The 26,035-nt window shown below is 60.6% G+C and carries 23 protein-coding genes and 1 tRNA gene; 10 read left to right on the forward strand and 14 right to left on the reverse strand.

Annotated elements, in window-relative coordinates; genetic code table 11:
- Window positions 1–161 precede the first annotated feature (161 nt).
- The gene (locus tag CAF80_RS00140; RefSeq protein WP_085666666.1) at window positions 162–1,706 is read left to right on the forward strand and encodes an NCS1 family nucleobase:cation symporter-1; all 1,545 of its coding nucleotides are present in this window, start codon (window positions 162–164) and stop codon (window positions 1,704–1,706) included.
- Window positions 1,707–1,760: 54 nt separating this feature from the next.
- A complete protein-coding gene (locus CAF80_RS00145; protein ID WP_039769968.1) occupies window positions 1,761–2,489 on the forward strand; it encodes an aspartate/glutamate racemase family protein in 729 nt (242 codons plus the stop codon).
- Between the two features lie 413 nt (window positions 2,490–2,902).
- Here the strand turns inward: CAF80_RS00145 and CAF80_RS00150 are convergent, their stop codons facing one another.
- On the reverse strand, window positions 2,903–3,826 hold the full coding sequence (locus CAF80_RS00150; RefSeq protein WP_039769967.1) for a LysR family transcriptional regulator: 924 nt from the start codon (window positions 3,824–3,826) through the stop codon (window positions 2,903–2,905).
- Between the two features lie 125 nt (window positions 3,827–3,951).
- Here CAF80_RS00150 and CAF80_RS00155 point away from each other — a divergent pair, with 125 nt between their 5' ends.
- Window positions 3,952–4,698 carry a 3-oxoacyl-ACP reductase family protein gene (locus CAF80_RS00155; protein WP_085666667.1) on the forward strand — a complete coding sequence of 249 codons (747 nt, stop codon included), beginning with the start codon at window positions 3,952–3,954 and terminating at the stop codon, window positions 4,696–4,698.
- Window positions 4,699–4,774: 76 nt separating this feature from the next.
- Here the strand turns inward: CAF80_RS00155 and CAF80_RS00160 are convergent, their stop codons facing one another.
- Window positions 4,775–5,470, reverse strand: coding sequence for an HAD-IA family hydrolase (locus CAF80_RS00160; RefSeq protein ID WP_039769963.1), 696 nt, complete (start codon window positions 5,468–5,470; stop codon window positions 4,775–4,777).
- Window positions 5,471–5,719: 249 nt separating this feature from the next.
- Here CAF80_RS00160 and CAF80_RS00165 point away from each other — a divergent pair, with 249 nt between their 5' ends.
- A complete protein-coding gene (locus CAF80_RS00165) occupies window positions 5,720–10,507 on the forward strand; it encodes an RHS repeat-associated core domain-containing protein (protein ID WP_085666668.1) in 4,788 nt (1,595 codons plus the stop codon).
- Window positions 10,500–10,880 (forward strand): hypothetical protein, encoded by a 381-nt coding sequence (locus CAF80_RS00170; protein ID WP_085666669.1) that lies wholly within the window; start codon window positions 10,500–10,502, stop codon window positions 10,878–10,880. The genes CAF80_RS00165 and CAF80_RS00170 overlap by 8 nt, the downstream gene beginning before the upstream one ends.
- A gap of 146 nt (window positions 10,881–11,026) precedes the next feature.
- On the opposite strand, the gene CAF80_RS28790 is transcribed toward CAF80_RS00170, so the two are convergent.
- The 4 genes from CAF80_RS28790 to CAF80_RS00185 all read right to left on the reverse strand — a co-directional run bounded on the left by CAF80_RS28790 (window position 11,027) and on the right by CAF80_RS00185 (window position 12,741).
- Window positions 11,027–11,191: a hypothetical protein gene (locus CAF80_RS28790; RefSeq protein WP_166742346.1), complete on the reverse strand. Its 165-nt coding sequence runs from the start codon at window positions 11,189–11,191 to the stop codon at window positions 11,027–11,029.
- 122 nt (window positions 11,192–11,313) lie between these two features.
- Window positions 11,314–11,736, reverse strand: coding sequence for a YMGG-like glycine zipper-containing protein (locus CAF80_RS00175; protein ID WP_039769957.1), 423 nt, complete (start codon window positions 11,734–11,736; stop codon window positions 11,314–11,316).
- Window positions 11,737–11,873: 137 nt separating this feature from the next.
- Complete coding sequence (locus CAF80_RS00180) at window positions 11,874–12,242, reverse strand: glycine zipper domain-containing protein (RefSeq protein WP_039769955.1); 369 nt, start codon at window positions 12,240–12,242, stop codon at window positions 11,874–11,876.
- 310 nt (window positions 12,243–12,552) lie between these two features.
- Window positions 12,553–12,741: a hypothetical protein gene (locus CAF80_RS00185; protein WP_039769953.1), complete on the reverse strand. Its 189-nt coding sequence runs from the start codon at window positions 12,739–12,741 to the stop codon at window positions 12,553–12,555.
- A 242-nt stretch (window positions 12,742–12,983) separates the two neighbouring features.
- On the opposite strand from CAF80_RS00185, the gene CAF80_RS00190 reads away from it, so the two are divergent.
- The gene (locus CAF80_RS00190) at window positions 12,984–13,262 is read left to right on the forward strand and encodes a hypothetical protein (protein WP_085666670.1); all 279 of its coding nucleotides are present in this window, start codon (window positions 12,984–12,986) and stop codon (window positions 13,260–13,262) included.
- A gap of 42 nt (window positions 13,263–13,304) precedes the next feature.
- Here CAF80_RS00190 and CAF80_RS00195 read toward each other — a convergent pair whose 3' ends face one another.
- Together CAF80_RS00195 and CAF80_RS00200 are read right to left on the reverse strand one after the other, a co-directional pair.
- Complete coding sequence (locus CAF80_RS00195) at window positions 13,305–13,625, reverse strand: YbjQ family protein (protein WP_039769949.1); 321 nt, start codon at window positions 13,623–13,625, stop codon at window positions 13,305–13,307.
- 154 nt (window positions 13,626–13,779) lie between these two features.
- Window positions 13,780–13,869: transfer RNA gene (locus tag CAF80_RS00200), tRNA-Ser, on the reverse strand.
- Window positions 13,870–14,176: 307 nt separating this feature from the next.
- Here CAF80_RS00200 and CAF80_RS00205 point away from each other — a divergent pair.
- From CAF80_RS00205 to CAF80_RS00215, 3 genes are all read left to right on the forward strand, one after another.
- Window positions 14,177–14,866, forward strand: a complete 690-nt coding sequence (locus tag CAF80_RS00205) for a crotonase/enoyl-CoA hydratase family protein (RefSeq protein ID WP_085666671.1) — start codon at window positions 14,177–14,179, stop codon at window positions 14,864–14,866.
- Between the two features lie 216 nt (window positions 14,867–15,082).
- Window positions 15,083–15,805 (forward strand): 1-acylglycerol-3-phosphate O-acyltransferase, encoded by a 723-nt coding sequence (locus CAF80_RS00210; protein WP_085613517.1) that lies wholly within the window; start codon window positions 15,083–15,085, stop codon window positions 15,803–15,805.
- A gap of 135 nt (window positions 15,806–15,940) precedes the next feature.
- Entirely contained in the window at window positions 15,941–16,912 is a 972-nt protein-coding gene (locus CAF80_RS00215) for a magnesium and cobalt transport protein CorA (RefSeq protein WP_039769945.1), read from the forward strand.
- A 39-nt stretch (window positions 16,913–16,951) separates the two neighbouring features.
- On the opposite strand, the gene CAF80_RS00220 is transcribed toward CAF80_RS00215, so the two are convergent.
- The 3 genes from CAF80_RS00220 to CAF80_RS00230 all read right to left on the reverse strand — a co-directional run bounded on the left by CAF80_RS00220 (window position 16,952) and on the right by CAF80_RS00230 (window position 21,137).
- Window positions 16,952–17,674, reverse strand: a complete 723-nt coding sequence (locus CAF80_RS00220; protein ID WP_007959955.1) for an amidotransferase — start codon at window positions 17,672–17,674, stop codon at window positions 16,952–16,954.
- A gap of 95 nt (window positions 17,675–17,769) precedes the next feature.
- Window positions 17,770–19,914 (reverse strand): 3-hydroxyacyl-CoA dehydrogenase NAD-binding domain-containing protein, encoded by a 2,145-nt coding sequence (locus CAF80_RS00225; protein ID WP_085666672.1) that lies wholly within the window; start codon window positions 19,912–19,914, stop codon window positions 17,770–17,772.
- Window positions 19,915–19,931: 17 nt separating this feature from the next.
- The gene (locus CAF80_RS00230) at window positions 19,932–21,137 is read right to left on the reverse strand and encodes an acetyl-CoA C-acetyltransferase (RefSeq protein WP_039769940.1); all 1,206 of its coding nucleotides are present in this window, start codon (window positions 21,135–21,137) and stop codon (window positions 19,932–19,934) included.
- Between the two features lie 625 nt (window positions 21,138–21,762).
- On the opposite strand from CAF80_RS00230, the gene CAF80_RS00235 reads away from it, so the two are divergent.
- Window positions 21,763–22,548 (forward strand): cytochrome c, encoded by a 786-nt coding sequence (locus tag CAF80_RS00235; RefSeq protein ID WP_085666957.1) that lies wholly within the window; start codon window positions 21,763–21,765, stop codon window positions 22,546–22,548.
- Between the two features lie 14 nt (window positions 22,549–22,562).
- Here CAF80_RS00235 and CAF80_RS00240 read toward each other — a convergent pair whose 3' ends face one another.
- Genes CAF80_RS00240 through CAF80_RS00250 form a run of 3 tightly spaced genes read right to left on the reverse strand, consistent with a single transcriptional unit; the run spans window position 22,563 to window position 25,741 of the window.
- Complete coding sequence (locus CAF80_RS00240) at window positions 22,563–23,372, reverse strand: transglutaminase family protein (protein ID WP_039769938.1); 810 nt, start codon at window positions 23,370–23,372, stop codon at window positions 22,563–22,565.
- A complete protein-coding gene (locus CAF80_RS00245) occupies window positions 23,369–24,319 on the reverse strand; it encodes an alpha-E domain-containing protein (protein WP_085666673.1) in 951 nt (316 codons plus the stop codon). The genes CAF80_RS00240 and CAF80_RS00245 overlap by 4 nt, the downstream gene beginning before the upstream one ends.
- A 12-nt stretch (window positions 24,320–24,331) precedes the next feature.
- Window positions 24,332–25,741 (reverse strand): circularly permuted type 2 ATP-grasp protein, encoded by a 1,410-nt coding sequence (locus CAF80_RS00250; protein ID WP_039769936.1) that lies wholly within the window; start codon window positions 25,739–25,741, stop codon window positions 24,332–24,334.
- Window positions 25,742–26,035 lie beyond the last annotated feature (294 nt).

The following is a 26,035-nucleotide window of genomic DNA, read 5'->3' on the forward strand; positions in this document are numbered from 1 at the left end:
AACATGAACCCACACTTTCGATCCGCAAGCCTGAAGCGCCCTATCCCGTACAGGCTGCAGATGCCCCGAAACCAGTGATGTTTCACCGCCGCGACGAAGATCTGCCGAGCCCGAGCGCTCATGCACAGTCATCGCGACCCGGACATCAGGAGCCTGCCGGAATGCGTACGAGTCTCTCCAATAACAACATCGCGCTGAATCTGCCCGCCTCTTCAACCCTCGACCACAGCGTGGCCGGTGATGGCATCGCCGAACCGCTGCAATTGAGCCCGCGTCTGCACAACAGTGACCTCGCACCGACCAAGGTCGAAGGACGGCGTTGGGGCAAATACAGCATCTTTGCCCTGTGGACCAACGATGTGCACAACATCGCCAATTACTCGTTTGCCATCGGTCTGTACGCCCTGGGCCTGGGCGGCTGGCAGATTCTGCTGTCGCTGGGGATCGGCGCGGCGCTGGTGTATTTCTTCATGAACCTGTCCGGCTATATGGGGCAGAAAACCGGCGTGCCGTTTCCAGTGATCAGCCGGATCAGTTTCGGCATTCACGGGGCACAGATTCCTGCATTGATCCGGGCGGTGATCGCCATCGCCTGGTTCGGAATTCAGACGTACCTGGCGTCGGTGGTGTTTCGCGTGCTGCTCACGGCGATCCATCCCGGTTTCGCAGACTACGATCACAACTCGATCCTCGGCCTGTCGAGCCTGGGCTGGGTGTGTTTCGTGGCGATCTGGTTCGTGCAACTGGCGATCCTCGCCTACGGCATGGAAATGGTGCGCCGCTACGAAGCCTTCGCCGGGCCGGTGATTCTGCTGACCGTCGCCTGCCTCGCCGCGTGGATGTACACCCAGGCCAACGCGACCATTGCCTGGTCGATCCGCGAACCCCTGACCGGCGGTGAGATGTGGCGCAACATCTTTGCCGGCGGCGCCTTGTGGCTGGCGATCTATGGGACGCTGATCCTCAACTTCTGCGACTTCGCCCGCTCTTCGCCGTGCCGCAAAACGATCAAGATCGGAAATTTCTGGGGCCTGCCGGTGAATATTCTGGTGTTCGCCGGGATCACCGTCTTGCTGTGCGGTGCGCAATTTCAGATCAACGGGCGGATCATCGAAAGCCCGACCGAAATCATTGCGTCGATCCCCAACACGTTCTTTCTGGTGCTCGGCTGCCTGGCGTTCCTGATCGTCACCGTGGCGGTGAACATCATGGCCAATTTCGTCGCCCCGGCCTTCGTGCTCAGCAACCTGGCGCCGAAATACCTGACCTTCCGCCGCGCCGGGCTGATCAGCGCAACGATTGCTGTGCTGATCCTGCCGTGGAACCTCTACAACAGCCCGCTGGTGATCGTGTATTTCCTGTCCGGCCTCGGCGCCCTGCTCGGCCCGCTGTACGGCGTGATCATGGTCGACTACTGGTTGATCCGCAAAGGCCGGATCCACGTGCCGCAGCTGTACAGCGAACACCCGAACGGTGCGTATTACTACAGTCGCGGGGTCAATCTGCGGGCGGTCGCAGCGTTTATTCCGGCCGCCTTGATCGCGATCGTCCTGGCGCTGGTGCCGGGCTTCCACAGCGTCTCGCCCTTCTCTTGGCTGATCGGTGCCGGGATCGCCGGAATGCTCTACCTGATCATCGCCAAACGCCAGCCGCACTACGCCGACGTGGACGGTGAAGCCATCGCCGTCGAAAACGTCAGCCACTGAATCTTTTGGCGGCCCCTCGCGGGGCCGCAGAACCAACCGCAATAAGGACTTCCCATGCGCATTCTCGTGGTCAACGTCAACACCACCGAATCCATCACTCAGGCCATCGCTCGTTCGGCGCAGGCTGTCGCTTCCCCCGGCACCGAGATTGTCGGCCTGACGCCATACTTCGGCGCCGATTCAGTCGAGGGCAATTTCGAAAGTTATCTGGCGGCCATCGCCGTGATGGACCGGGTGATGTCCTACGACCAGCCGTTCGACGCGGTGATCCAGGCCGGCTACGGCGAGCACGGTCGCGAAGGTTTGCAGGAGTTGCTCAACGTGCCGGTGGTGGACATTACCGACGCGGCGGCCAGCACCGCGATGTACCTTGGCCACGCCTACTCGGTGGTGACCACGCTGGATCGCACCGTGCCGCTGATTGAGGATCGGCTGAAACTGTCCGGCCTGTGGGATCGCTGCGCCTCGGTGCGTGCCAGTGGCCTGGCGGTGCTGGAGCTGGAACACGAGCCGCAACGGGCGCTGGAAGCGATCGTGCATCAGGCGGAACTGGCGGTGACTCAGGATAAAGCCGAAGTGATCTGCCTCGGTTGCGGCGGCATGGCCGGGCTCGACGAGAAGATCCGCCAGCGCACCGGCGTGCCGGTGGTGGATGGCGTCACAGCGGCCGTGACCATCGCCGAATCGCTGGTGCGGCTGGGCTTGTCGACCTCCAAGGTACGCACCTATGCGACGCCACGGCCAAAAACCATCATCGGCTGGCCAGCACGTTTTGCGCGTTGAATCTGCCGCTCATCTGAAAATGAAGCCCCGGATGGTAGCCCCCTCCTTGCGCCCCCTTGTTTAGAGCCCTCAAAAGGAAGCCAATCAACCGCAGCCTTTGCACCTGATACTTCTGACAGTTGTGCCTGGTGGGATTCGCAGGCCCACTGACCGCTCGGCAACTCGATCAACGGCAGTTCCCGTTGCTTTCACGCAAATCCAGGAGGGTGAACATGAAAAATGCAACAGCTCGCTTGTACGCACTATTGATCCTTGGCGGCACCATGGCGTTTCTCAGCAGCACGGCGGCAACTGCAGCCGCGCTGTGCACGCCGCTCTGGTGCCCATAACGCTGAAGCATCAATGATGCGTTGTTGAACCGGCGCCTGCCTTCATTGGTGATCAGTGAAGGCAGGACGCTCAGTTACAACTCTTCAACTCGCAGCAAAGCGCGTGGCCAATCCCTGCTGCGCAAACTGCTCGATGACAAAATCGACGAACGCCCGAGTCTTGCCCGGTAGCAGTTTGTGTTCGGCGTAATAAATGGAGATGTTGCCGTCGTCGACGTACCAGTCCGGCAGGACCCGCTGCAACGTCCCCGCCTCAAGATAGCCGACGGCGAACGGCATGCTCACCAGCGCAATCCCCAACCCCTGCGCCGCCGTGGCGCAGGCGGCTTCGGAATCGCTCATGGTCATTCGCGCCTTGAGGGTCAGCGGGCTGTGTTGTCGGGTGCGATGCGTCAATTGCCAGGAGCGCACGCGACCAGTCTGCGGTGAGCGGATCAGGATGCCGTCGTGCAGTGTGAGGTCGTCCGGTTCGCTGATCGGTGCGTACCGATCCAGATAATCCTTGGAAGCCACCAACACCCGATGCGCTGGTGTCAGCCTGCGCGCCACCACGCCTTGGGGCAGTTCGAAGCCACCGCCAATCGCTGCATCGAAACCCTGGCCGATCAGATCGACCTGGCGGTTATCGAAGTGCCAGTCCGGGTTGATCGCCGGAAATCTTTTCAGGAATTCCCCCAGCAACGGCACGATGTACAAACGGCCGAACACCGTGCCCATGCTGACTTTCAGCGTACCCGCCGGTTGGCCGCCGGCGCTGGCCAGATTGTTCACCGCATTCTGGATAGTGGTGAGGCTGCCGCTGACCTCACTCAGAAACAATTGCCCCGCTTCCGTCAGGGTCAACCGACGGGTGCTACGCTGGAACAGCCTCACGCCGAGGCGCGCTTCCAGTTTCGCAACACTCTTACCCACGGCGGCCGGTGTCAGGCTCAGGCGTCGCGCGGCCTCGGCAAAGCTGCCGACTTCGGCGCTGCGCACGAAGCATTCGATACTGCTGAAGGTTTCCATGGCGGCCATTCTAAACTTTTGGTTTACACAGACTATAGCAACCACGGTCTACCCGCCTGTTGGCGAGGGGCAGATACTCGACACCACACCAAGGCAGCCTGCCTTGAAACTTCTGGAGATCGAACATGACCACTCAACACCTCAGCGGTAAAGTCGCTCTGATTCAAGGTGGCTCTCGCGGCATCGGTGCCGCCATCGTCAAACGCCTGGCTGCTGAAGGCGCCGCGGTTGCCTTTACCTACGTCAGCTCGGCCGCCAAGGCTGAAGAACTGCAAAACAGCATCACCGCTACCGGCGGCAAAGCCTTGGCGATCAAGGCTGACAGCGCCGACGCCGGCGCCATCCGCAACGCGGTGAACGCCACTGTCGAAACCTTTGGCCGCCTCGACATCCTGGTCAACAACGCCGGCGTGCTGGCCGTCGCGCCGCTGGAAGACTTCAAACTGGAAGACTTCGACCAGACCCTGGCAATCAACGTGCGCAGCGTGTTCATCGCCAGCCAGGAAGCCGCCAGACACATGGGCGAAGGCTCGCGCATCATCAACATCGGCAGCACCAACGCCGACCGCATGCCCTTCGCCGGTGGCGGCGTGTATGCGATGAGCAAGTCCGCGCTGGTTGGCCTGACCAAAGGCCTGGCCCGCGACCTCGGCCCACGGGGCATCACCATCAACAACGTGCAGCCCGGCCCGGTCGATACCGACATGAACCCGGCTCATGGCGAGTTCGCCGACAGCCTGATTCCGCTGATGGCGGTGGGTCGCTACGGTAAAGCCGAGGAAATCGCCAGCTTCGTCGCCTATCTCGCAGGCCCGGAGGCCGGTTACATCACCGGTGCCAGCCTGACCATCGATGGTGGTTTCGGCGCCTGATTGATCAGATAGTCGATAACGCAAAACGCCGCCCCTCCTTTAACAGAGGGGCGGCGTTTTTATGTCGGCGGTTTGATCAGGCCCAGTCGAGCGCCGGCAATCCGCATGCACTCGGCGTGAACGCTTTCAACGTACGAAGAATCCCGTCGGCGTGTGCGTATTTTTCATCGGCCATGGCGGCATCCGGAATGGCGATGGCGGTCATGCCGGCTGCTTTCGCCGCCGTCACGCCGAATGGCGAATCTTCGAACACCAGACAATCTTCCGGCGCTACACCCAGGCGACGCGCAGCGGTGAGGAAGATGTCCGGCGCAGGCTTGGCGGCGCCGACTTCCGGGTCGTCAGCGGTGACGATGAAGTCGAACAACGCGAACCAGTCGCGGTGCAAGGTGGTTTTCTGACCGAACGACTGACGCGACGAACTGGTGCCGACGGCAATCGGAATGTTGTGCGCCTTGAGGTGACGGATCAGTTCCTCGGCGCCCGGCATCGCTTGCGCGGTGGGAAAGCGCTCGCGCATCAGCGGCTCGCGGATCACCAGAAACTCTTCGGCGGTGATCGGCAGGTCCAGCGCCTCAACCACGTAGCGCGCCAGATCGCCAGCGCCGCGACCAATGATGTTCTGCTTGATGCTCCAGTCGAAGGTACGCCCGTAACGCGCGGCAATCAGTGAGGTGACCTCGGTGTAGATGCCCTCGGTGTCCAGCAGCAAACCGTCCATGTCGAAAATCACGGCCTTGATCGGGCCAAACGCCTTCAGCGGTGCATTCATCATCGGATCCGTTATCAAAGACATCCCGAGCGACGTGGATATCGCCGCTGCTCGGATCTGATTAAAGGGTTCAGCAGCATAACGAGCGCAGCCGAGGTTGAGCAACGGGCAATGTCGGTTGTCCGCCGAACGCCCTCCCGTACATTTAGAGAATCGCCCTACAGACATCGCCTACTCGGCTGACTTCTTTCCTGTTCGATCCCCCGCAAAGTTTCGCGCCATTCCCCCGATGCGCGCGAGTGACTGCCAATGCTTCCACCTGATCCACTCCTGAAACTGAACAACAGCATCGGTTTGCTGGTGGTTGCTGCGCTGAACCCTGATCAGCCTGACGTCGAAAAGCTGTTTCAGGAGTTTCGCCTTTGCCTCAACAACTATGACGCCTGGGCCGAGCAGTTCTGGACGGGCTCCGCGCTGGGTGTCGAGCAGGTGTTCCAGGTCGGCAACGATGTCCGGCTCAGTGCACCGGTTGGCAGCCGCAGCCCCATCAGTTCCTCCGTGGTCATGTGCCCCGCCACCGGCCCCCTGACGCTGGTGCACATGTTCGAAGCCGCACGGTTTGTGCCGATCGGCGACACGCCGGTGATCCTTGAACCGGTGATTTCCGATGTCGACGGCGTTTTGGGGTTCGGCGAACCGCTGCATCACACCATCGGCCCCACCGGCATTCTCGAGGTCAGCGACTGCGACCGGGGCCAGCGTTATCGCATCACCTTCTTTCCCGATGTTTCCACCGCGCATATCCAGACGTTGTACGCCTCGTATCAGGGCCTTGTTGATGGCCTGGAAGGCTGGCTGCGTGAGGAATGGAAAGGGTTTCAACCGCAGTGGACGGCGTTTTCCAGCGCCGGTTTCACCGAGCGTTACGGGCAGCTGCAACGGGCTGACTGGCACGGTTTCGAATCTGCGCTGAATGGCGTCTGGGATGACGTGAAACAGCTGTTTGCCCTGCTTGCAGACTTGCAGGCCAACAGCGAAAAGCTTCTGCAATACCTGTCCAGCGCTGAACTGGATGCTTTGCTCGCGGCGTCCTCCGAGGCCATCGCCAATGGCCTGCTGATGCTCGGCGACGAGCCGTTGCTGTTCATTTATCTGGCGGCCTTTACCAGCTGGCTGAAGATGCTGCCGCCGCAGTATCTGGCCGAGGTGCTGGCTGAAGTTCGGACTGAGCTGCTGGTCAGTTTTCTGCTGATGTGTGTGTCGGGTGGCATGGGTGTGCCGCTGCGGTTGAGCACCCAGGTACTGGGCAAGATCAAGTCGCCGCGTGCGCGGGAATGGCTGGCGGCGTCGGCGTTGCGGCTGGCGGAGCTGACCTCGGCGCCTGACCTGACCCGCCATGCGAGCGCTTTGAAACCGTTGATGGTCAATGCGCGGCAGGCGCCGTTGCGACCGACACCGGCCATTCCGCTGGAAATTCGCACAGCCGATTCGCTGGTGCTGAAGGTGCCCAATCCAGCCGCCATTGCCCGCGACAAGTCCCACGGCATGACGCGAATGGAGCGGCATGAGCCTCGGGATGAGGCTTCGGATCAGTCGAAAAATCCCAACGGTGACAGCGCCGATTGTGCACCGAGGACCTGCACCAATGGGTGTCCGGTGTCGATGGTCACCGGCGAAGAATTGTTGACCCTGACTGACGGGGTGCTCGATGGGCTGCTTCCATTTGAGTTCAGCCGGTTGTATCGCAGCAGTGCGGCGGAAATTGATGTCGGGTTGGGGTTTGGCTGGAGCCATTCGCTGGCGCATCGGCTGGAGGTTGATGGCGCTTCGGTGGTCTGGGTCGACCATGAGAACCGGCGCACGCGGTTTCCGCTGCCGAATGTCGAGCGGCCGGCCATTCACAACAGCCTGTCGCGGGCGGCGATCTTTCTCGGGGATGAGCCGGAGGAGCTGATTGTTGCGCTGGCGGGGGACGCGGCGCGGTTTTATCACTTTCGGGTTGGGCGTCTGACGGCTGTCAGCGATGCGTATGGCAATCGTCTGACGGTGCATCGGGATCTTTCCGACCGGATTCAGCGGCTGGATAACGGCGCGGGCCGTTCGCTGCTGTTGCGCTATGAGCGGGCGCATCTGGTCGCGGTCGATTATCAGGTTTTTCGGGAGTCTGCCTGGCGTACCGAGCAGACGCTGGTCAGCTACCGCTTTGATGCCCGCCATCGATTGATCGAGGCGGCGAACGCCGTCGGCGAGACTGAGCGTTACGACTACGACGACCAGCACGTCATTCTGCAACGGCAACTGGCCGGCGGTGCGAGTTTCTTCTGGGAGTGGGAACGCGCCGGCAAGGCGGCGCGCTGCGTGCGGCACTGGGCGTCGTTTTCGCAGATGGACACGCGTTACGTCTGGGATGACGCCGGCAGTGTCACGGTGCAGTACGTCGACGGCACTGAAGAAACCTACGTCCACGACGATACGGCGCGGTTGGTGCGCCAGGTTGCCGCCGATGGTGGCGAACAGCTCAAGGCCTACGACGCACAGGGCCGATTGGTCGCCGAGCAGGATGCGCTGGGGGCGGTCACCGAATACCGCTACGACGATGCCGGACGGCTGATCGCGCTGATTCCGCCGGACGATGCGCCGACGTCCTACGAGTACCGCAACGGTTTCCTGCACAGTCGTTCACGTGGCGATGCCGTGTGGACGTACCGGCGTAATGCCCAGGGTGATATCACCGAAGCGGTCGACCCGGATGGCCATGTCACCCACTACCACCGCGATGCACAGGGGCGGTTGCTGTCGATCCGTTATCCGGATTCGGGTCGGCATGTGTTCGTGTGGAACGACCTGGGCCAACTGGTCGAAGAAAGTCTGCCGGACGGTGGGGTTCGCAAGTTTTCCTACGATGCGCTAGGGCGGCGGATTACGGCGCAGGACGAGCATGGCGCGGTCACCCGTCATGCATGGGATGCCGTTGGCCGGCTGATCCAGACCACCTCGCCGAATGGTGCCACCCGCGCCTGGTCCTACAGCGCCTACGGCCAGGTCACCGCCGAACGCGATGAACTGGGGCGCATCACCCGCTACGAGTATGACGATGACCTGCATTTGGTCAGCCGGCGAATCAACCCCGACGGCACGCGCCTGCAGTACCGCTACGACCATGCGCAGCTGCTGCTCACGGAAATCGAGAACGAGTCCGGCGAAAAGTATCGGCTGGACTACACGCCCACCGGACTGATCCGACAGGAAACCGGCTTCGATGGCCGGCGCACCGCCTACGCCTACGACCGCAACGGTCATCTGCTGGAGAAGACCGAGTTCGGCGACGACGGCTCGACGCTGGTCACCGCTTACCAACGTGACAGCGCCGGACGATTGCTGCTCAAGACCCTGCCGGACGGGGTCGAGGTCAGCTACCGGTATGACCGCCTCGGTCGACTGGTCGGCGTGGATGACGGCCAGGATCACCCGCTGGCCTTCGAATACGACCTGCAGGACCGGCTGGTGCGCGAGCATCAGGGCTGGGGCACCCTGCGTTACGCCTACGACGCCTGCGGCCAGCTCACCCGCCTGCGTCTGCCGGACAACAGCAAACTCGATTACCACTACGCCAAGGGCGGGGCGCTGACCGCGATCGACCTCAACGGTGCCTTGCTGACCCGCCACGTCTACCAGAACGGCCGCGAACAGCAGCGCCAGCAGGGCCTGCTGCTCAGCGAATACACCTACGACGAACAGGGCCGCTTACGCGCCCACGCCGTAGGCCATCAACGCAGTGCGCTGTACCGCCGCGACTTTGCCTACAGCGCCAACGGCAACCTCGAACACATCGCCGACACCCGCCACGGCCAGCGCAGCTACACCTACGACGCCCTAGACCGGCTGATCCGCGTACGCCACACCCGCGACGATGTGCCGGAAAACTTCGCCCACGACCCGGCCGGCAACCTGCTGATGCAGGATCGCCCCGGCCCGACGCAGATCAAAGGCAACCGCCTGTTGATGCAGGGCGACCGCCACTACGACTACGACGCCTTCGGCAACCTGATCCGCGAACGCCGCGGCCGCGCGCAAACCCTCGTCACCGAATACCGCTACGACAGCCAACACCGCCTGATCGGCCTGACCCGCCCGGATGGCAAAACCGCGACCTACCAATACGACGCCTTCGGCCGGCGCATCCGCAAGACCGTCGACGGCCAGAGCACCGAATTCTTCTGGCAAGGCGACCATCTGATCGCCGAAAGCAGCCCGACCCAGCACCGCAGCTTCATCTACGAACCCGGCACCTTCCGCCCGCTGGCGATGCTCGACGGCAAAGGCCCGAAACGCGCCTGCCCGTTCTACTACCAACTCGACCACCTCGGCACCCCGCAGGAACTGACCGACTACAGCGGCGAGATCGTCTGGTCAGCCAAATACAGCGCCTACGGCAAGGTCACCTCGCTGGAGCTCGCGACCGAGGACTACCTGACCCAGCCACTACGGTTTCAGGGGCAGTATTTCGATGAAGAAAGCGGGCTGCATTACAACCGGCATCGGTATTACGACCCGGACGTGGGCCGGTACCTGACGCCGGATCCGGTGAAGCTGGCGGGTGGGCTGAATCAGTACCGGTACGTGCCGAATCCGACGGGGTGGGTGGATCCGTTGGGGTTGACGTCCAATTGTCCGCCGCCGAACAAGCCGGGGTGTCCGGTGCCGGATGGGGTGGGTGATTCGGTTGTTGACGAAGGTGAACCGCTGATTCCGAAGCCAAAATCTCGACCCGAAAATTTTGGGAGTGATGAAAAGCTTGCCGGGCATTTTGAAAAGCATGGCGCCGAATTTAAAGCGATGAGCAATGAAGAGTACTTACTCACCGCGCGAGGCGTTGTGAATCAAGGCACGCGTGTGGAGTACTTATACAAGGGAGAGGTGCGAGCAGGGTATATCCAGTTGATGGGGACTAACCGAAAAGGTGAAGCGAAATTCGCTTTCGTTGGCACCAACACCAATAATGAAATTACGACTCTACACACCAAAAGTGGAAAAGAGTTTTGGCGGACAATCAATGGTAATGCACAAGATAAAACAGTGAGGCCTGCTCATGACTAAGACGTACAAAGCATTGGTTGTCGAAATAGACCCGTATGTAGAAGAAGCTATTTTGCTGGTTGTAGAGGGCGTAGCGGTCAGGTGCTTCGTAAGCTACAGCCCTTCAAAAATTGAGGTGGGAAAAACTTACAACGTTGAGTTCGAAATGGTGTTATCCGATGAAGAATGTGTATCACCTGCACAATTCGAAAAAACGCAGATCAAGATGCTCGGTAGCGGATTCCCCTGTGAGATTTATGGCTACCTGGATGGCGAAGTTTTCCGGTCGTTTGTCGATTTTACTGATCAGGATATCCACTACGAATTCCCACGTCTGAATGGGCAATTTGTCAAAATCAACGCGGACAGGATTGATGTTTCGTTTGTTCAATAGCGAATAGCAGGGGTTAGACCGCTGCTCCACGGACATTAGTGCGGACAGGGAAGTCAGCGTTGACCAATTGGCCGCGGCGCATTGAGGTCCGGGAGGATATCGCTGTCTAGTAGGCGCACGCCAAGTTCAACGAGGCGAGTGCCCAATCACTCATCATCATCAAAATCCTCATACTCAAGCTCCTCCTCACCCTCCATAAGCGGAACCGTCGCATCATCCATCAACGACCCCGGATCTTCATTCCCCGGATCATTGATAAACGGCAATCCGCTCGGGCCTTTTACTTCCTTGCCTTCGGTTTCGGGAGTCATGGCGCACCTCATTAATCTCAAATGTGTAAACGTTCGAAAAGTATGGTCGCTATTCGTTCCTGCGCATGACGCGCAGGCGCAAAAAACCCGGCATAAAGCCGGGTTTTCGTAGAACCGATCACTCAACGATGACGATTCTTGTGTTTGTACTTGTGCTTATGACCACCGCCGGAGTGCGACTTGCCGCCATCGTCACCCAGGTTGTTGCCGACCGCACCACCCGCTGCGCCGCCCAACCCTGCGCCGATGGTCGAACCGGTGGAGCCGCCGAGGCTGTTGCCGATCACTGAACCGCCTGCGGCGCCGAGGCCACCGCCAATGGCGGCTTCCGTGCGATTGCGTTTGTTCGCGCCGACAGCACTGCCGGCTGCACCACCAACACCAGCGCCCACCGCAGCACCGGTGCTGCCGCCGAGCTGGCCGCCGACCACGTTGCCCAGCGCGCCACCCAATCCGCCACCCACGGCGGCTGTGCCATCACCAGCGGCCATGGCGCCTTGAGCTACCAGTAATCCCAAAACCAATGCGGATAATGTCAAGCGCATACAGACCTCACAGGTCCCGAGTCGGGACGGTTCGCCCGCGGAGGGGGCTACGTAGCATTGGAGGCGAATTCGGGAAAAACGTTCAGCAACGAAAAGGCCCGGCATCAAACCGGGCCTTTTCAGACATGCGTTGGCAATCAGTGACGCTTGTGACCCTTGGACAGATTGCTGCCCACCGCGCCACCGGCTGCGCCGCCCAGGCCTGCACCGATGGTGGCGCCAGTCTTGCCGCCCAGGCTGTTACCGATCACCGAACCGCCCGCCGCACCGACACCGCCACCGATGGCTGCTTTGGTACGGGCACCTTTCTTGGCAGCCAATGCGCTGCCGGCAGCACCGGCTACACCAGCACCAATCGCTGCACCGGTGCTGCCGCCCATTTTCTGGCCAACCACGTTACCCAGCGCGCCGCCGAGACCGCCACCCAGTGCGGCGGTACCGTCACCAGCCATTGCACCTTGAGCAACCAGAAGCCCCAGAACCAGAGCAGGCAGAGTTAAACGCATGACGAAAACCTCAACAGAAGGAAGAAAAAAGGGCGCAGATTGAATGCTGTTGTCGCGGCAATGTCCAGCGTTGCAGCGCACTTGGCGCCGATTGGACAGCGGATATGGAAAAGGTTTTATGACGGACAAAAAAAAGCCCGCTGGGGAGACGGGCTGGAGACTTGCTTTCTAACGGATGGCTTCACCCTACTCAGGCGGGTGTGAAAAGTTTGTGAAAAAACCGGACAAAAGCTTCAATCAATGTAGGACGCTTCTCTACCAGGCAGGCATAAAAAACCCCGTTCAATGACGGGGCTCTGCGGGACAGGACTCACTTTCTGGAGCGGGTGGTGACCTTGGGCAGAAACTTCGCCTTCGGGCCCTTGGGTGCCGTGGACTTGATCTTGCCGGTCTGCACCGGATCCTCGCCAAATCCGGCCTGATACTCCGTCTGGCCGCAGCGCACGCAATTATTGAATGAAAATTCAGCCCCGTCGTCTTCGATGTACGGATCAGTCATCTTTGCTCCCCTTCTCAAATGCGGGCCGACACCGGCAAACCCTTTCGCCTGAAAAAATATCGACCTCCAAGGCTTTTGAGACTAGCCGGTCATTCCTGGACTTGTGGTTCAGATCACCCGGAGCCCGACGAATGGCCCACGGAAATTAAACACAATGACGAACCGTTGGTCTCACGCGGCTAAAGATTCCCGGCGACCGGCCGCTGCCCTTTTTCCTACGCAATAAATCTCAAGGAGAGAACATGGAAATCAAAGGATTACCGACACTGCCTGTTGTAAAGCTCACGGATGAACAGATCGCCGCCGGCAAGGCCGGGGCGGAGAAACTCAAGGAAAAGATCGCTTCGGGTGAAATCGTCATCAAGCAGCCGACCGGACCGAGTCCGTTGCAGCCTGGCGTGATCTACCACCCGGACCCGGTTCAGCCAGTTCAACCCGGCGATACGCCGCCTCTCGTCGCGATCGACACGCCGCTGACCTACAATTCGAAAGGCACCATCCTGCTCAAACCGCAGGGCTGATTATCAGCACAGAGCCCATTCCGTTGAATGGGCTCACTAGCCTCAGCGCAACTTGACCGCCGTACCGGTCGCAAACACCACCACCATGCCACCCTTCCCTGCGGGCATGCTGATCTCGAAATCCACCCCGACCACCGCATCCGCCTGCAAAGCCCGCGCACGTTCCTTGATCTCGTCAGTCGCCTGGATACGTGCCTCCTTCAATGCCCGCTCCAGCGTCTGCGAACGCCCGCCAAAAAAGTCCCGCATGCCCGCGAACATATCGCGAATCACATTCACGCCCTGCACCGACTCGGCACTGACGATGTCCAGATACGCCGTAATCTGCCGGCCTTCGATGGAGTGGGTGGTGGAAATGATCATGGAGGTCGTCCTTTTACATGCCGGATAAAACCGCGATTGTAATGCCCTGGCAAAGGGATGCCGAACCGATCTCTGTGACCAAAAAAATCCGGACGCCAGAATGCACAAAACCCCTGGTTTCTTTCGAAACCAGGGGTTTTGTTTACATCGAATTTGGCGGTGAAGGAGAGATTCGAACTCTCGATACAGTTTCCTGTATACACACTTTCCAGGCGTGCTCCTTAAGCCACTCGGACACTTCACCGTATCTCTTCAAACATGTTCTGTCTGTCGAGGCGCGCTAATGTAGTCGAAAGCTTTTCTGATGGCAAACTTTTTTTCAGAATTTTCATGCGGTTAAGCGAAAAAGCCGCGACCGCCATCGAGAGTCCATGGCGATCCGGCCAATCTCGGGCAAACGCGGCCCTTCTAGATAGGCGCGCAGGCGTCAGGCACCGGGCGCGTTGCAGCGCATCGGCCAGTAAACAGTGACTGGCGGGTCAGTCACAGTGCTTTACCTGACCGACGACGGTGGGTAACGTCTGCCCATCTTTCTTATAAGGAATTGCGCCATGAGCGACCTGATTGCCTACCACCTCGAAGACGGTATCGCGACCCTGACCCTGAGCAACGGCAAGGTCAACGCCATTTCCCCGGACGTGATCGCGGCCTTCAACGCGGCGCTGGATCAGGCGGTGGCGGATCGTGCCGTTGTGATCATCACCGGCCAGCCGGGCATTCTCTCTGGCGGCTACGACCTGAAAGTAATGACCGCCGGCCCTAAAGAGGCGGTGTCGCTGGTGACTGCCGGTTCGACTCTGGCCCGTCGTCTGCTGTCGCATCCGTTCCCGGTGATCGTCGCTTGCCCGGGTCACGCCGTGGCCAAAGGTGCATTCATTCTGTTGTCCGCCGACTACCGCATAGGTGTCGACGGCCCGTTCAGCATCGGTCTGAATGAAGTGCAGATCGGCATGACCATGCACCATGCCGGTATCGAGCTGGCCCGTGATCGTCTGCGTCGCTCGGCCTTCCATCGCTCGGTGATCAATGGCGAGATGTTTGATCCGCAAAGCGCAGTGGATGCCGGTTTCCTCGACAAGGTTGTCGCGGCCGAAGAGTTGCAAGGTGCCGCCCTCGCCGCCGCGCGTCAGTTGAAGAAGATCAACATGACCGCACACAAGAACACCAAGCTGAAAGTACGCAAGGCGCTACTGGAAGCCCTGGACAACGCGATCATCCAGGATCAAGAGCATCTGGGCTGATACCCGGCTCATTCCGATTCTGAAAAGCCCGACCGTCGTGTCGGGCTTTTTCTTACACGACCAGTTAAAAACTCTGCAGCAGCTCTAGGACGCCTCTGACCAACAAGTCGGAAACATGCGCTTAAACATCGCCCATCTCCGGACTCTATAGCGGCAATTGCCGAAAACAGTGCACATCCGTACACTGCGCCACCTTTTGTCCCGATGGGCCTTAAAATGCTGTTCGTGTTTCGTATGTTGTTGATGGGCCTGCACTTTATTCTGGCGGGAATCCTCGGTGTGATCCTCGGGCTGTGCCGCCCATTCAATCCGGACAACAGTCGTCTGTGTGCCCGTCTCTATGCACTGCCGGCCATGTGCATTTTGCGTTTGCGAGTGAAAGCCGATGTCGGGCCGTTGATGAACAAGCCCGACAGCTGCGTGATCATCGCCAACCATCAGTCCAACTATGACCTGTTCGTGTTCGGCAACGTGGTGCCGCGCCGTACCGTGTGCATCGGCAAAAAGAGCCTGAAGTGGGTGCCACTGTTCGGGCAGCTGTTCTGGCTGGCGGGCAATGTGTTGATCGATCGCGGGAACGCGCACAAGGCGCGCCAGTCGATGCTGACCACCACCGACACTTTGCAGCACAAAGACACCTCGATCTGGGTCTTCCCGGAAGGCACCCGCAACCTGGGTGAAGAACTGCTGCCATTCAAAAAAGGCGCGTTCCAGATGGCCATCGCCGCCGGGGTGCCGATCGTTCCGGTGTGTGTCAGCAGCTACATCAAGCACATGCGTCTGAACCGCTGGCACAGCGGGAAAGTTCTCATACGCTCGCTGCCGGCAATTCCTACCGCTGGCCTGACCATGGATGACATGCCCATGCTCATCAACCAATGCCGCGAGCAGATGCGCGAATGTATCGATGCGATGGATCGGCAGCTGCAAGCCGCGTGAATAAAGAAGCCCGCCCAGTGCGGGTTTTCTTTTGCCCGGTGAACTGTGCAGATTTCACTGACTCTCAAGCAGCGACACGGCTAAGCTGAAGCCATGCCTCCCCTGCCATCTGCCAAGAAGAAGTGAATCAACACCATGGGTCGAGTTGTTGCTGCTGCGGTTTACAGCGCTGGTAAGAAAGTCACCAATATTTCCCTCGACGAAGGCGCGGCCTGGGCCGCCAAGACCGGCCACTTTGTCTGGATCGGCCTCGAAGAGCCGAGCGCCCAGGAACTGTCCAACCTGCAACGCCAGTTCAACCTGCACGAACTGGCTATCGAAGACGCTCTGGAAAAACACAGCCGGCCAAAGCTGGAAACCTTTGGCGACGCGCTGTTCATCGTCACCTACTCGCCGGTGCGCGAACACGGGATTCTGCAGTTCATCGAAACCCATATCTTCGCTGGTAACGGCTACATCATCACCGCGCGTAACGGTCATTCGGCGTCCTACGCCCACGTCCGCCAGCGCTGTGAGGCACGGCCGCTGCTGCTGGAACACGGGGAAGATTTCGTACTGTATGCGCTGCTGGATTTCGTGATCGAGAACTATCAGCCGGTGGGCGAAGCGATCCACGCCGAGATCGATGAGCTGGAACGCAACGTGCTGTGCAGTGCGCTCAATGAACACGACATCCAGAAACTCCATGGCCTGCGCCGAGACGTCTTGCGTTTGCGCCGTTACGCGGCGCCGATGGTGGAAATCGGCGAGGAGCTGCAGAAGCTGAGCTTCCCCTTCATCGACAAGAACATGCGCCCGTACTTCCGTGATGTGCAGATCCATGTGACGCGGCAGATGGAAGACCTGACCACCCTGGCCGACATTGCCAGCCAGACCATCGAAATCGGCGTGCTGCTGGAGGCGTCACGCCAGAGCGTGGTGCAGCGCAAATTCGCCGCGTGGGCGGCGATTCTGGCATTCCCCACGGCGGTGGCGGGGATCTACGGGATGAATTTCCAGAACATGCCGGAGCTGAGCTGGCACTACGGCTATTTCGGCGTACTGGGCTTTATCACGGTCGGCTGCGTGAGCCTGTGGGCGAGCTTCAAGAAATCCGGTTGGCTATAAGAAAAAACGCCCCCGTGCAAGGCACGAGGGCGTTCGAATTCAAGCGGCGGTCGGCTTGTGCGCCACGAAGCGCATCATCCACTCCGCCACCGTGGTGCCGTGGTGCTGATGTTCCAGGCTGGCCACACCCTTGCTGTACACCTGCTCGCCCAGCGCTTCCTGACGCAGATCCAGCAACGCCCGCGAGTAGTCGTGAATGAACTCCGGATGCCCCTGGAAGCACAGCACCTGATCGTTGATGTGGTACGCGGCGAACGGGCAGAAATCGCTGGAAGCAATCACCGTCGCGTTCTCCGGCAACGCCGTGACCTGATCCTGGTGGCTGATCAACAGCGTCAGCTCTTCGCGCACCGGGCTCATCCACGGCGCCTTGGCCGCCAGTTTGTAGTTGTGAATGCCAACTCCCCAACCCTGCGTAGCGCGCTCGCTTTTGCCGCCCAGCAGCAGCGCCAGCAGTTGATGGCCGAAGCACACGCCGAGCAGTTTGTCGCCCCGCTCGTAGCGAGTCAGCAGGTATTGCTTGAGGGTCTGGATCCACGGGTCGGTGCCGAACGAATCGGCCTTGCTGCCGGTGACCAGATACGCATCGAAAGTCAGGTCATCACTCGGATAGTCGCCCTGCATCACGTTGTACACCGTGAACTCGGCGGCGATCGGCTGTTGCGAGAACAGGCGCTGGAACATCTGCCCGTAACCCTGATATTCATCGACCAGTTCCGGACGCAGGATGTCGGTTTCCAGAATGCAGATGCGTAGCGACATAAAAAATACCTGACACGTGATGGGAATAATGCACACCCCAGAGCCTGCCTTGAAACCACCCGGCAAGGCAAGCCCCGAAATGCCTCCCCTCCCCGTTAGAACAACTCGCCTTTCGCGGCTTTTTCCAGCAGCAACGCAGGCGGTGCGAAACGCTCGCCGTACTGTTCCGCCAGGTACTGCGCCCGCGCGACGAAGTCCTTCACGCCATATTGATTGATGAACTGCAACGCGCCGCCCGTCCATGCCGCAAAACCGATGCCGAAGATCGAGCCGACATTGGCGTCCGCCGTCGACGTCAGCACGCCCTCCTCCACACAGCGCACGGTCTCGATGGCCTGCACGAACAGCAGTCGATCACGCACATCCTTGGGCGAAATCTGCCCGTCGGCTTTCTCGAAACGGGTTTTCAGCTCGGGCCACAAATGTTTCTGCCCACCCGCGGGGTACTCATAAAAACCGCCTCCCGCTGCCTTGCCCGGCCGCTTGTATTCGTTGAGCAGCAAGTCAATCACGGCGAACGCCGGGTGCTCAATCAGCGGTTTCCCTTCTGCCTGCAGGTCTTTGGCCGTTTGCTGACGGATATGGCTCATCAGGCTGAGGGAAACTTCGTCGGAGATCGCCAGCGGCCCGACAGGCATGCCGGCCTTGCGCGCTTCGGTCTCGATCATCGGCGCACTGACGCCCTCACCCAGCATGGCAATGCCTTCATTGGTGAAAGTGCCGAATACCCGCGAAGTGAAGAAACCACGACTGTCGTTGACCACAATCGGGGTTTTCTTGATTTGCAGTACGAAATCGAACCCGCGTGCGAGGGTTTCGTCGCTGGTTTGCGCGCCTTTGATGATTTCCACCAGCGGCATCTTTTCCACCGGGCTGAAGAAGTGCAGGCCGATGAACTTGCTTTGATCCGGCACTGCGGTCGCCAACCCCGTGATGGGCAAGGTCGACGTGTTGGAAGCAATCACCGCGTCGGCGCCGACCACCTGCTGTGCTGCTGCCGAGACCTTGGCCTTGAGATCACGATCCTCGAATACCGCCTCAATGATCAGATCGCAACCTGCCAGATCGGCGTCGCTTTCGGTCGGATGGATGCGCGCCAGCACCGCTTCACGCTGCTGCGCAGTCATCTGCCCGCGAGCGACTTTCTTGTCCAGCAATGCCGCCGAATGGGCTTTGCCCTTTTCCGCAGCCGCGAGGTTGATGTCTTTGAGCACCACGTCGATCCCGGCCGATGCGCTGACATAGGCGATCCCGGCGCCCATCATGCCCGCGCCGAGCACGCCCACGCGCTTCGTCACATAAGGCGCAAAACCCTGCGGCCGCGATCCGCCGGCGTTGATTTCATTGAGCTGGAACCAGAAGGTGCCAATCAGGTTTTTCGAGATCTGGCCGGTGGTCAGTTCGGTGAAATAACGGGTTTCGATCAGGTGCGCGGTGTCGAAATCCACCTGCGCGCCTTCCACCGCCGCACACAGAATCTTCTCCGGCGCCGGCAACGTGCCCTGGGTTTTGGTGCGCAGGATCGACGGCGCAATCGCCAGCATCTGCGCGACTTTCGGATTGGATGGCGTGCCGCCGGGAATCTGATAGCCCTTCACATCCCAACGCTGCACGGCCGCGGGATTGGCCAGAATCCAGGCCCGGGCCTTGGCCAGCAGCTCATCGCGATCCGCTGCCAGTTCATCAATCAGCCCCGCCTGCAACGCCTGCTGCGGACGGACTTTCTTGCCTTCAAGCAGATACGGCAAAGCCTTTTCGATGCCCAGCATGCGCACCATCCGCACCACGCCACCGCCGCCCGGCAACAGGCCGAGGGTCACTTCCGGCAAACCGAGCTGCACCGACGCATCGTCCAGTGCCACGCGGTGGTGGCAGGCCAGGCAGATTTCCCAGCCGCCGCCGAGCGCCGCGCCGTTGATCGCCGCGACCACCGGTTTGCCGAGGGTTTCCAGGGTGCGCAACTGGCCCTTGAGGGTCAGCACCATGTCATAGAAGGCCTTGGCTTCGGGCTTGCCGACCTTGATCAGTTCATTCAGGTCGCCACCGGCGAAGAAGGTTTTCTTGGCCGAGGTGATGATCACCCCGGCGACGTCCTCTTTTTCCGCCTGCAAACGGGCGACGCTTTCGGCCATGGCCTCGCGGTACACCGAGTTCATGGTGTTGGCGCTCTGGCCCGGCATGTCGATGGTCAGGAGGACGATGCCGTCCTGGCCTTTTTCGTAACGAATGGCTTGGGTCATGACAGGATTCCTTGGGGTCAGAGGCGTTCGATGATGGTCGCGATGCCCATGCCGCCGCCGACGCACAGTGTCGCGAGGCCGTAGCGCAGGCGCCGGGCTTCCAGTTCATCGAGCAAGGTGCCGAGGATCGCGCAACCGGTGGCGCCCAGCGGGTGGCCCATGGCGATCGAGCCGCCATTGACGTTGACCTTGTCCGGGTCGACAGCCATGTCCTTGATGAACTTCAGCACCACCGAGGCGAACGCCTCGTTGACTTCAAACAAGTCGATGTCTTCCACCCGCAGCCCGGCCTTGGCCAACGCCTTGCGAGTGGCCGGCGCCGGGCCGGTGAGCATGATGGTCGGATCGGTGCTGGTGACCGCCGTGGCGACGATCCGCGCCCGGGGTTGCAGGCCCAACGCGCGGCCCTTGGCCTCGGAGCCGATCAACATCAGCGCCGCGCCGTCGACGATCCCCGAGCTGTTGCCCGGCGTGTGCACATGGTTAATCCGCTCGACATGGCTGTAGACCCGCAACGCCGTGGCGTCGAAGCCCATCTGGCCAATCATTTCGAAACTCGGCTTGAGCTTGCCCAGACCTTCAAGAGTCGACTCGGCGCGAATGAACTCATCGTGATCGAGCAGGATGATGCCGTTCTGGTCCTGCACCGGCACCAACGACTTGTTGAACGAACCGTCGGCCCGGGCACGGGCGGCTTTCTGTTGCGAATGCAGCGCGTAGGCATCGACGTCCTGGCGGCTGAAGCCTTCAAGGGTGGCGATCAGGTCGGCGCCAACGCCTTGTGGCGTGAAGTGGCTGTGCAGGTTGGTCTGCGGGTCCAGCGCCCAGGCGCCACCGTCGCTGCCCATCGGCACGCGGGACATGGACTCCACACCACCGACCACTACCAGATCCTCGAACCCGGAGCGCACTTTCATCGCCCCCAGGTTCACCGCTTCCAGCCCCGAGGCGCAGAAGCGGTTGATCTGCACACCCGCGACGCTGACGTCCCAATCGGCCACCTGCACGGCGGTCTTGGCGATGTCGGAGCCCTGATCGCCAATCGGCGTGACGCAACCGAGCACCACGTCATCGACCTGGCTGGTGTCCAGCGCGGTGCGCGCCTGCAAAGCGGTCAGCAGCCCGGCCACCAGGTTCACCGGTTTGACGCTGTGCAGCGAACCATCGGCCTTGCCCTTGCCACGGGGCGTGCGTAACGCGTCGAAAATCAAAGCTTGGGTCATGACGTCCTCGAACCTGTGCGGTGAGTGAAATTCGTGCTGTCACTGTTGTCTTCGCAGGCGACGGATTCAATGACCACAGCGCTCAATGACGTTGACGCGCACGCTCAGACGGACGGTCATCCATGGCTTGGTTAACCGGTTCAGGTGTGCGAGCTGTCTAGCAAACGGGCGGCAAAGAAGCTGGCAATGGGCCTCATGCCTTTTTAATCGCAACCGGTAGCAAGTACATACGAAATGGATCTAAGCGAAGCGTGACGCGGGCCCTAAGGTGAAGATGTACGTTGTTGTCGTCGGGTTTTGCCGAGGCAGACGTTCTTCAACAGGAAGTGCAGCGCTTGCCATCATGGATATGCAGGCAGGCATCAGGAAATAACAAAAAAGGCGGTCAAGCCATGTTCAAACAACCGAAAGTACGGCAAGCAGGACTCATTCTTTTCGCCACGACGCTGTTGTTGATTCTGCCGAACCTGACCAAGGTCCTCGGCTGACTCAAGCGGCAGGTATTGTTTATCGCCACTGAAAATGTGACTGGCCCGCTATCCGGGCCAGCGTGGCTGTGCCAACCTTTGCGCACTTCCACGACACGGACGGCGATCATTTGAAAACGCTCATTCTGTTCGGGGCCATGCTGCTGAGCATGCCCCTGACTGCCGCGCAGCTGAACCTGGAGCTGGGCGCGAACAGCCGCACCTGGCAGACCGAGGAGTTGCTCAAGCATCCTCAGGTACAAACCCTCACGGTCAAGAATGATGTGTCCTACAAGAAGGACATGACTTATCGGGCCGTGCCGATTGCCGCGCTGCTGACCGGCATCAAACCGGACGATCACCTGCAAGCCGTAGCGCTGGACGGTTTTGCCGCTGAGCTGTCTGCGGCTCCATTGCTAAAAACCCAAGGCTCACGCGCCTGGCTGGCCATCGAGGATCCGGCGCAGCCCTGGCCGCCGCTGTCGGAAGGCAAGCACAGCGCCGGGCCGTTTTATCTGGTGTGGACCGATCCGCAGGCCGGCAATATCAGCCCGGAACAATGGCCATTCGAAGTGGCGAGCATCAAGCGCATGGCACCGGTGGCCGAACGCTTCCCTGCCCTGTTGCCGGCCCCTGCGCTGAAGGCCGATGACCCGGTGAATCAGGGGTTTGCACTGTTCCAGAAGAACTGCCTGGCCTGCCATCGCCTGAATGGCGCGGGCGATGCGCAGTTTGGGCCGGATCTGAATATCCCGTACAACCCGACGGAGTACTTCGGCGCGGATTTCCTCAAGCGCTACATCCGCGATCCGCAGAGTCTGCGTCAGTGGCCGCAGGCGAAGATGCCGGGGTTTACCGCCGAGGTGTTGCCGGATGCGGATCTGCAGAAACTGATCGGGTATTTGCAGCACATGGCCGGGCGCAAGGTTGCGCCCGCCAAGTAAACCGACCACATCGTTTACTGCTGCTGCACCGAGATGATTGGCGCTGGTGTCGGCGACACCAGCACTTTCGCGTGCATCTGCTCTGACCCGCCGCCCCGACGCATGCCGCGCACCGGACAGGCATCCAGATAATCCAGACCCACTGCCAGTTTCAGGTGCCGCTCCGGCCGCGCCAGCTCATTGGTCACGTCAAAGCTGTACCAGGCGTCATCGATCCAGGCTTCGGCCCAGGCGTGACTGGCCAGATGCTCGCAATCCTCGCTGTACAGATAACCCGACACATAACGTGATGGCACCCCGAGGCTGCGTGCGCAGGCCAGGAAAGCGTGGGCGTGGTCCTGGCAAACACCCGCCCGCCCGGCAAACGCTTCGGCGGCGCTGGTGTCGACTTCGGTGGAACCCGGCTTGTAAGTCATGTGCTGGTTCAAACCGTGCATCAGATCGATCAATGCGTTGCGGTCGCGGCGTTGTTTGCATGAATTCTCGGCAAACGCGCGCAATGCCTCGTCAGCCTCGGTCAGCCGGGTGAACCGCAGGAACGGCAGCGCCGACTGACTCTCGTGCTCCGCCTCGCGCAATTCGTCGATATCAACCTGCCCCCGGGCGCCGATGATGATCGCTTCGTGGGGCTCGTCCATGGTCAGCACGTGCAGGATGTTGCCGAACGGATCGAGCTGGGCGCGCACCGGGCGCGGCAGGTCAAGCTGCCAGCTCAGCACGTGCTGACGCTCGCTGTCGTGGGGTGTCAGGCGCAGGTACTGGATGCTCGCGCGCACCTGATCTTCGTAGTGATAGGTGGTCTCGTGGCTGATGGAAAGTCTCATGCGGCCTCCAGGTAGGAACTGTGAATGGCGTTGCCCAACTGGCGCACCAGCGGGATGAATTCGGTGAGCCAGGCGTGCAGCCCTTCCTCAAGGATTTCTTGAATACCGGTGTAGCGCAGACGCGCGTCCAATTCCGCCGCCAGCCGTTGCGCGGGACGACCGTTGGCCCCCGGCAGTTGCGCGAGAATCTGGTCGATTTCTTCGGTGCAGGCCCGCAGCGAACGCGGCACATCCGCACGCAACAAAAGAAGCTCGGCCACATGCCGGGCGCCGGGCGCATCGCGATAGATCTCGGTATAGGCCTCGAACGATGACAAGGCCCGCAACAGCGCACTCCACTGGTAATAGGCGTGAGCGGTGCCGTCGCTGACGGCTTCCGCCTGATCGCCTGCCATTTCGTAACGCGCATCGAGCAGACGCAACGTGTTGTCAGCGCGTTCGATAAACGTACCCAGGCGAATGAAACGAAACGCGTCGTTGCGCATGATGGTGCCGTAGGACGCGCCCCGAAACAGGTGCGAACGCTCCTTGATCCACTCGCAGAAACGGCTCATGCCATAACGGCTGAGGCCCTGATTGGCGATCCCGCGGATCTCCAGCCAGGTGGCATTGATGTTCTCCCACATGTCCGCGGTGATCCGCCCGCGCACCGCATGGGCGCTGGCCCGCGCCGCGCCGAGGCAGCTGTAGATGCTCGCCGGGTTGGCCGCGTCGAGGGCGAAGAAGTGCAGCAGTCGCTCGGCATGCAATTCGCCGTGGCGTTCCAGGTAATCGTCCAGCGTGCCGGTGATCAGCAGCGGCATCGCCAGTTCGTGCAGACCGTCGCCACGGCCGTCCTGCGGCATCAGCGACAGCGAATAACTGACGTCGAGCATCCGCGCGAGGTTTTCCGCCCGCTCCAGGTAACGCGACATCCAGTACAGATCCGAGGCAGTTCTACTTAACATGGCAGGCTTCCTTCAATCCTCGACCACCCAGGTGTCCTTGGTTCCGCCGCCCTGGGATGAATTCACCACCAGAGAGCCTTCACGCAGGGCGACACGGGTCAAACCGCCGGGCACGACCCGGGTTTCGCGGCCGGACAATACAAACGGGCGCAGGTCGATATGGCGCGGCGCAATGCCGTTTTCGACAAAGGTCGGACAGGTCGACAGCGACAGCGTCGGTTGTGCGATATAGGCGTGAGGCTTGGCCTTGATCCGCTCGCGGAACGCATCGATTTCCGCCGTGGTCGCCGCCGGCCCCACCAGCATTCCGTAACCGCCGGAGCCCTGGGTTTCCTTGACCACCAGATCCGGAAGATTGGCCAGCACATGGGAAAGCTCGGACGGGTTACGGCATTGCCAGGTCGGCACGTTCTTCAGGATCGGTTCTTCGTCGAGGTAGAAACGGATCATTTCGGTAACGAACGGATACACCGATTTGTCGTCCGCCACGCCGGTGCCGATGGCATTGGCCAACACCACATTGCCGGAGCGATAGGACGACAGCAGTCCCGGCACGCCGAGCATCGAATCCGGGCGGAAGGCCAGCGGATCGAGGAACGCGTCGTCGAGCCGGCGGTAGATCACGTCCACCGCTTTCGGGCCGTCGGTGGTGCGCATGAAGACTTTGTCGTCGCGCACGAACAGGTCCGCGCCCTCCACCAGTTCCACGCCCATTTCCCGGGCTAGAAACGCATGCTCGAAAAACGCGCTGTTGAAGCGTCCCGGTGTCAGCACCACCACACTAGGGTCGTCGATCGGGCTCGAGCTTTTCAGGGTATCGAGCAGCAGGTTCGGGTAATGATCGATGGGCGCGATGCGCTGGGCCGCGAACAGCTCGGGGAACAGGCGCATCATCATCTTGCGGTCTTCGAGCATGTAGCTCACGCCGCTCGGCGTGCGCAGGTTGTCCTCGAGCACGTAATACGTGCCGTCGCCGTCGCGCACCAGATCGACGCCGGAGATGTGCGAATAGATATCGCGGTGCAGATCCAGCCCCTGCATCGCCAACTGGTATTGCTCGTTGGCCAGCACCTGCTCGGCGGGAATGATCCCGGCCTTGATGATGCGTTGCTCGTGGTAAAGGTCGGCGAGGAACATGTTCAACGCCTTGACCCGCTGGATGCAGCCGCGCTCGACGATCCGCCACTCGCTGGCCGGAATGCTGCGCGGAATGGTGTCGAAGGGAATCAGACGTTCTGTCCCCTGCTCGTCCCCGTAGAGCGTGAAGGTGATCCCGGCGCGATGGAACAGCAGATCGGCCTCGCGTCGCCGCTGGGCCAGCAGCTCGTCAGGTGTCTCGGCCAGCCAGCGGGCAAACTCCCGGTAATGCGGGCGGATCTGGCCGCCGGCATCATACATCTCATCAAAATAGGTGCGGATCATGCCGTACTCCTTGTCACTCCGGACATACAGGCCTTCGCAAGGCCCGTGCCATCGGCATAAACGCTTTGATTTCAATCGGTTGGATATTCACGCCACACGCGCCGCACCATTCCTGTGCGGCAAATGCTCCAACCTGATCGCCCCCGCTTCATTGCGACGCAATCCCGTCGCCTATCACCAGCATAGTCAGAGTTGATTTCACTGCCCGCAGGCCACTGCGGATAATCCGCGCATCCGCTGCAAAAACGTCGCTGACGAAGTACGCAGCCTCACTGATCCGGCTTGCCTCGGCAG

The sequence above is a fragment of the Pseudomonas sp. B34(2017) genome (assembly GCF_002112915.1).
GTDB lineage: Bacteria > Pseudomonadota > Gammaproteobacteria > Pseudomonadales > Pseudomonadaceae > Aquipseudomonas > Aquipseudomonas pharyngis.

Bases quoted from the DNA above. Each gene is read 5' to 3' on its own strand.
- CAF80_RS00205 (WP_085666671.1), top strand. From the start codon at position 14,177: ATGAGCGACCTGATTGCCTACCACCTCGAAGACGGTATCGCGACCCTG.
- CAF80_RS28790 (WP_166742346.1), bottom strand. From the start codon at position 11,191: ATGACTCCCGAAACCGAAGGCAAGGAAGTAAAAGGCCCGAGCGGATTG.
- CAF80_RS00155 (WP_085666667.1), top strand. From the start codon at position 3,952: ATGACCACTCAACACCTCAGCGGTAAAGTCGCTCTGATTCAAGGTGGC.
- CAF80_RS00235 (WP_085666957.1), top strand. From the start codon at position 21,763: ATGCTGCTGAGCATGCCCCTGACTGCCGCGCAGCTGAACCTGGAGCTG.
- CAF80_RS00175 (WP_039769957.1), bottom strand. From the start codon at position 11,736: ATGCGCTTGACATTATCCGCATTGGTTTTGGGATTACTGGTAGCTCAA.
- CAF80_RS00250 (WP_039769936.1), bottom strand. From the start codon at position 25,741: ATGATCCGCACCTATTTTGATGAGATGTATGATGCCGGCGGCCAGATC.
- CAF80_RS00185 (WP_039769953.1), bottom strand. From the start codon at position 12,741: ATGACTGATCCGTACATCGAAGACGACGGGGCTGAATTTTCATTCAAT.
- CAF80_RS00150 (WP_039769967.1), bottom strand. From the start codon at position 3,826: ATGGAAACCTTCAGCAGTATCGAATGCTTCGTGCGCAGCGCCGAAGTC.
- CAF80_RS00165 (WP_085666668.1), top strand. From the start codon at position 5,720: ATGCTTCCACCTGATCCACTCCTGAAACTGAACAACAGCATCGGTTTG.
- CAF80_RS00195 (WP_039769949.1), bottom strand. From the start codon at position 13,625: ATGATCATTTCCACCACCCACTCCATCGAAGGCCGGCAGATTACGGCG.
- CAF80_RS00225 (WP_085666672.1), bottom strand. From the start codon at position 19,914: ATGACCCAAGCCATTCGTTACGAAAAAGGCCAGGACGGCATCGTCCTC.
- CAF80_RS00215 (WP_039769945.1), top strand. From the start codon at position 15,941: ATGGGTCGAGTTGTTGCTGCTGCGGTTTACAGCGCTGGTAAGAAAGTC.
- CAF80_RS00145 (WP_039769968.1), top strand. From the start codon at position 1,761: ATGCGCATTCTCGTGGTCAACGTCAACACCACCGAATCCATCACTCAG.
- CAF80_RS00230 (WP_039769940.1), bottom strand. From the start codon at position 21,137: ATGACCCAAGCTTTGATTTTCGACGCGTTACGCACGCCCCGTGGCAAG.
- CAF80_RS00210 (WP_085613517.1), top strand. From the start codon at position 15,083: ATGCTGTTCGTGTTTCGTATGTTGTTGATGGGCCTGCACTTTATTCTG.
- CAF80_RS00180 (WP_039769955.1), bottom strand. From the start codon at position 12,242: ATGCGTTTAACTCTGCCTGCTCTGGTTCTGGGGCTTCTGGTTGCTCAA.
- CAF80_RS00245 (WP_085666673.1), bottom strand. From the start codon at position 24,319: ATGTTAAGTAGAACTGCCTCGGATCTGTACTGGATGTCGCGTTACCTG.
- CAF80_RS00160 (WP_039769963.1), bottom strand. From the start codon at position 5,470: ATGAATGCACCGCTGAAGGCGTTTGGCCCGATCAAGGCCGTGATTTTC.
- CAF80_RS00220 (WP_007959955.1), bottom strand. From the start codon at position 17,674: ATGTCGCTACGCATCTGCATTCTGGAAACCGACATCCTGCGTCCGGAA.
- CAF80_RS00240 (WP_039769938.1), bottom strand. From the start codon at position 23,372: ATGAGACTTTCCATCAGCCACGAGACCACCTATCACTACGAAGATCAG.
- CAF80_RS00170 (WP_085666669.1), top strand. From the start codon at position 10,500: ATGACTAAGACGTACAAAGCATTGGTTGTCGAAATAGACCCGTATGTA.
- CAF80_RS00140 (WP_085666666.1), top strand. From the start codon at position 162: ATGCGTACGAGTCTCTCCAATAACAACATCGCGCTGAATCTGCCCGCC.
- CAF80_RS00190 (WP_085666670.1), top strand. From the start codon at position 12,984: ATGGAAATCAAAGGATTACCGACACTGCCTGTTGTAAAGCTCACGGAT.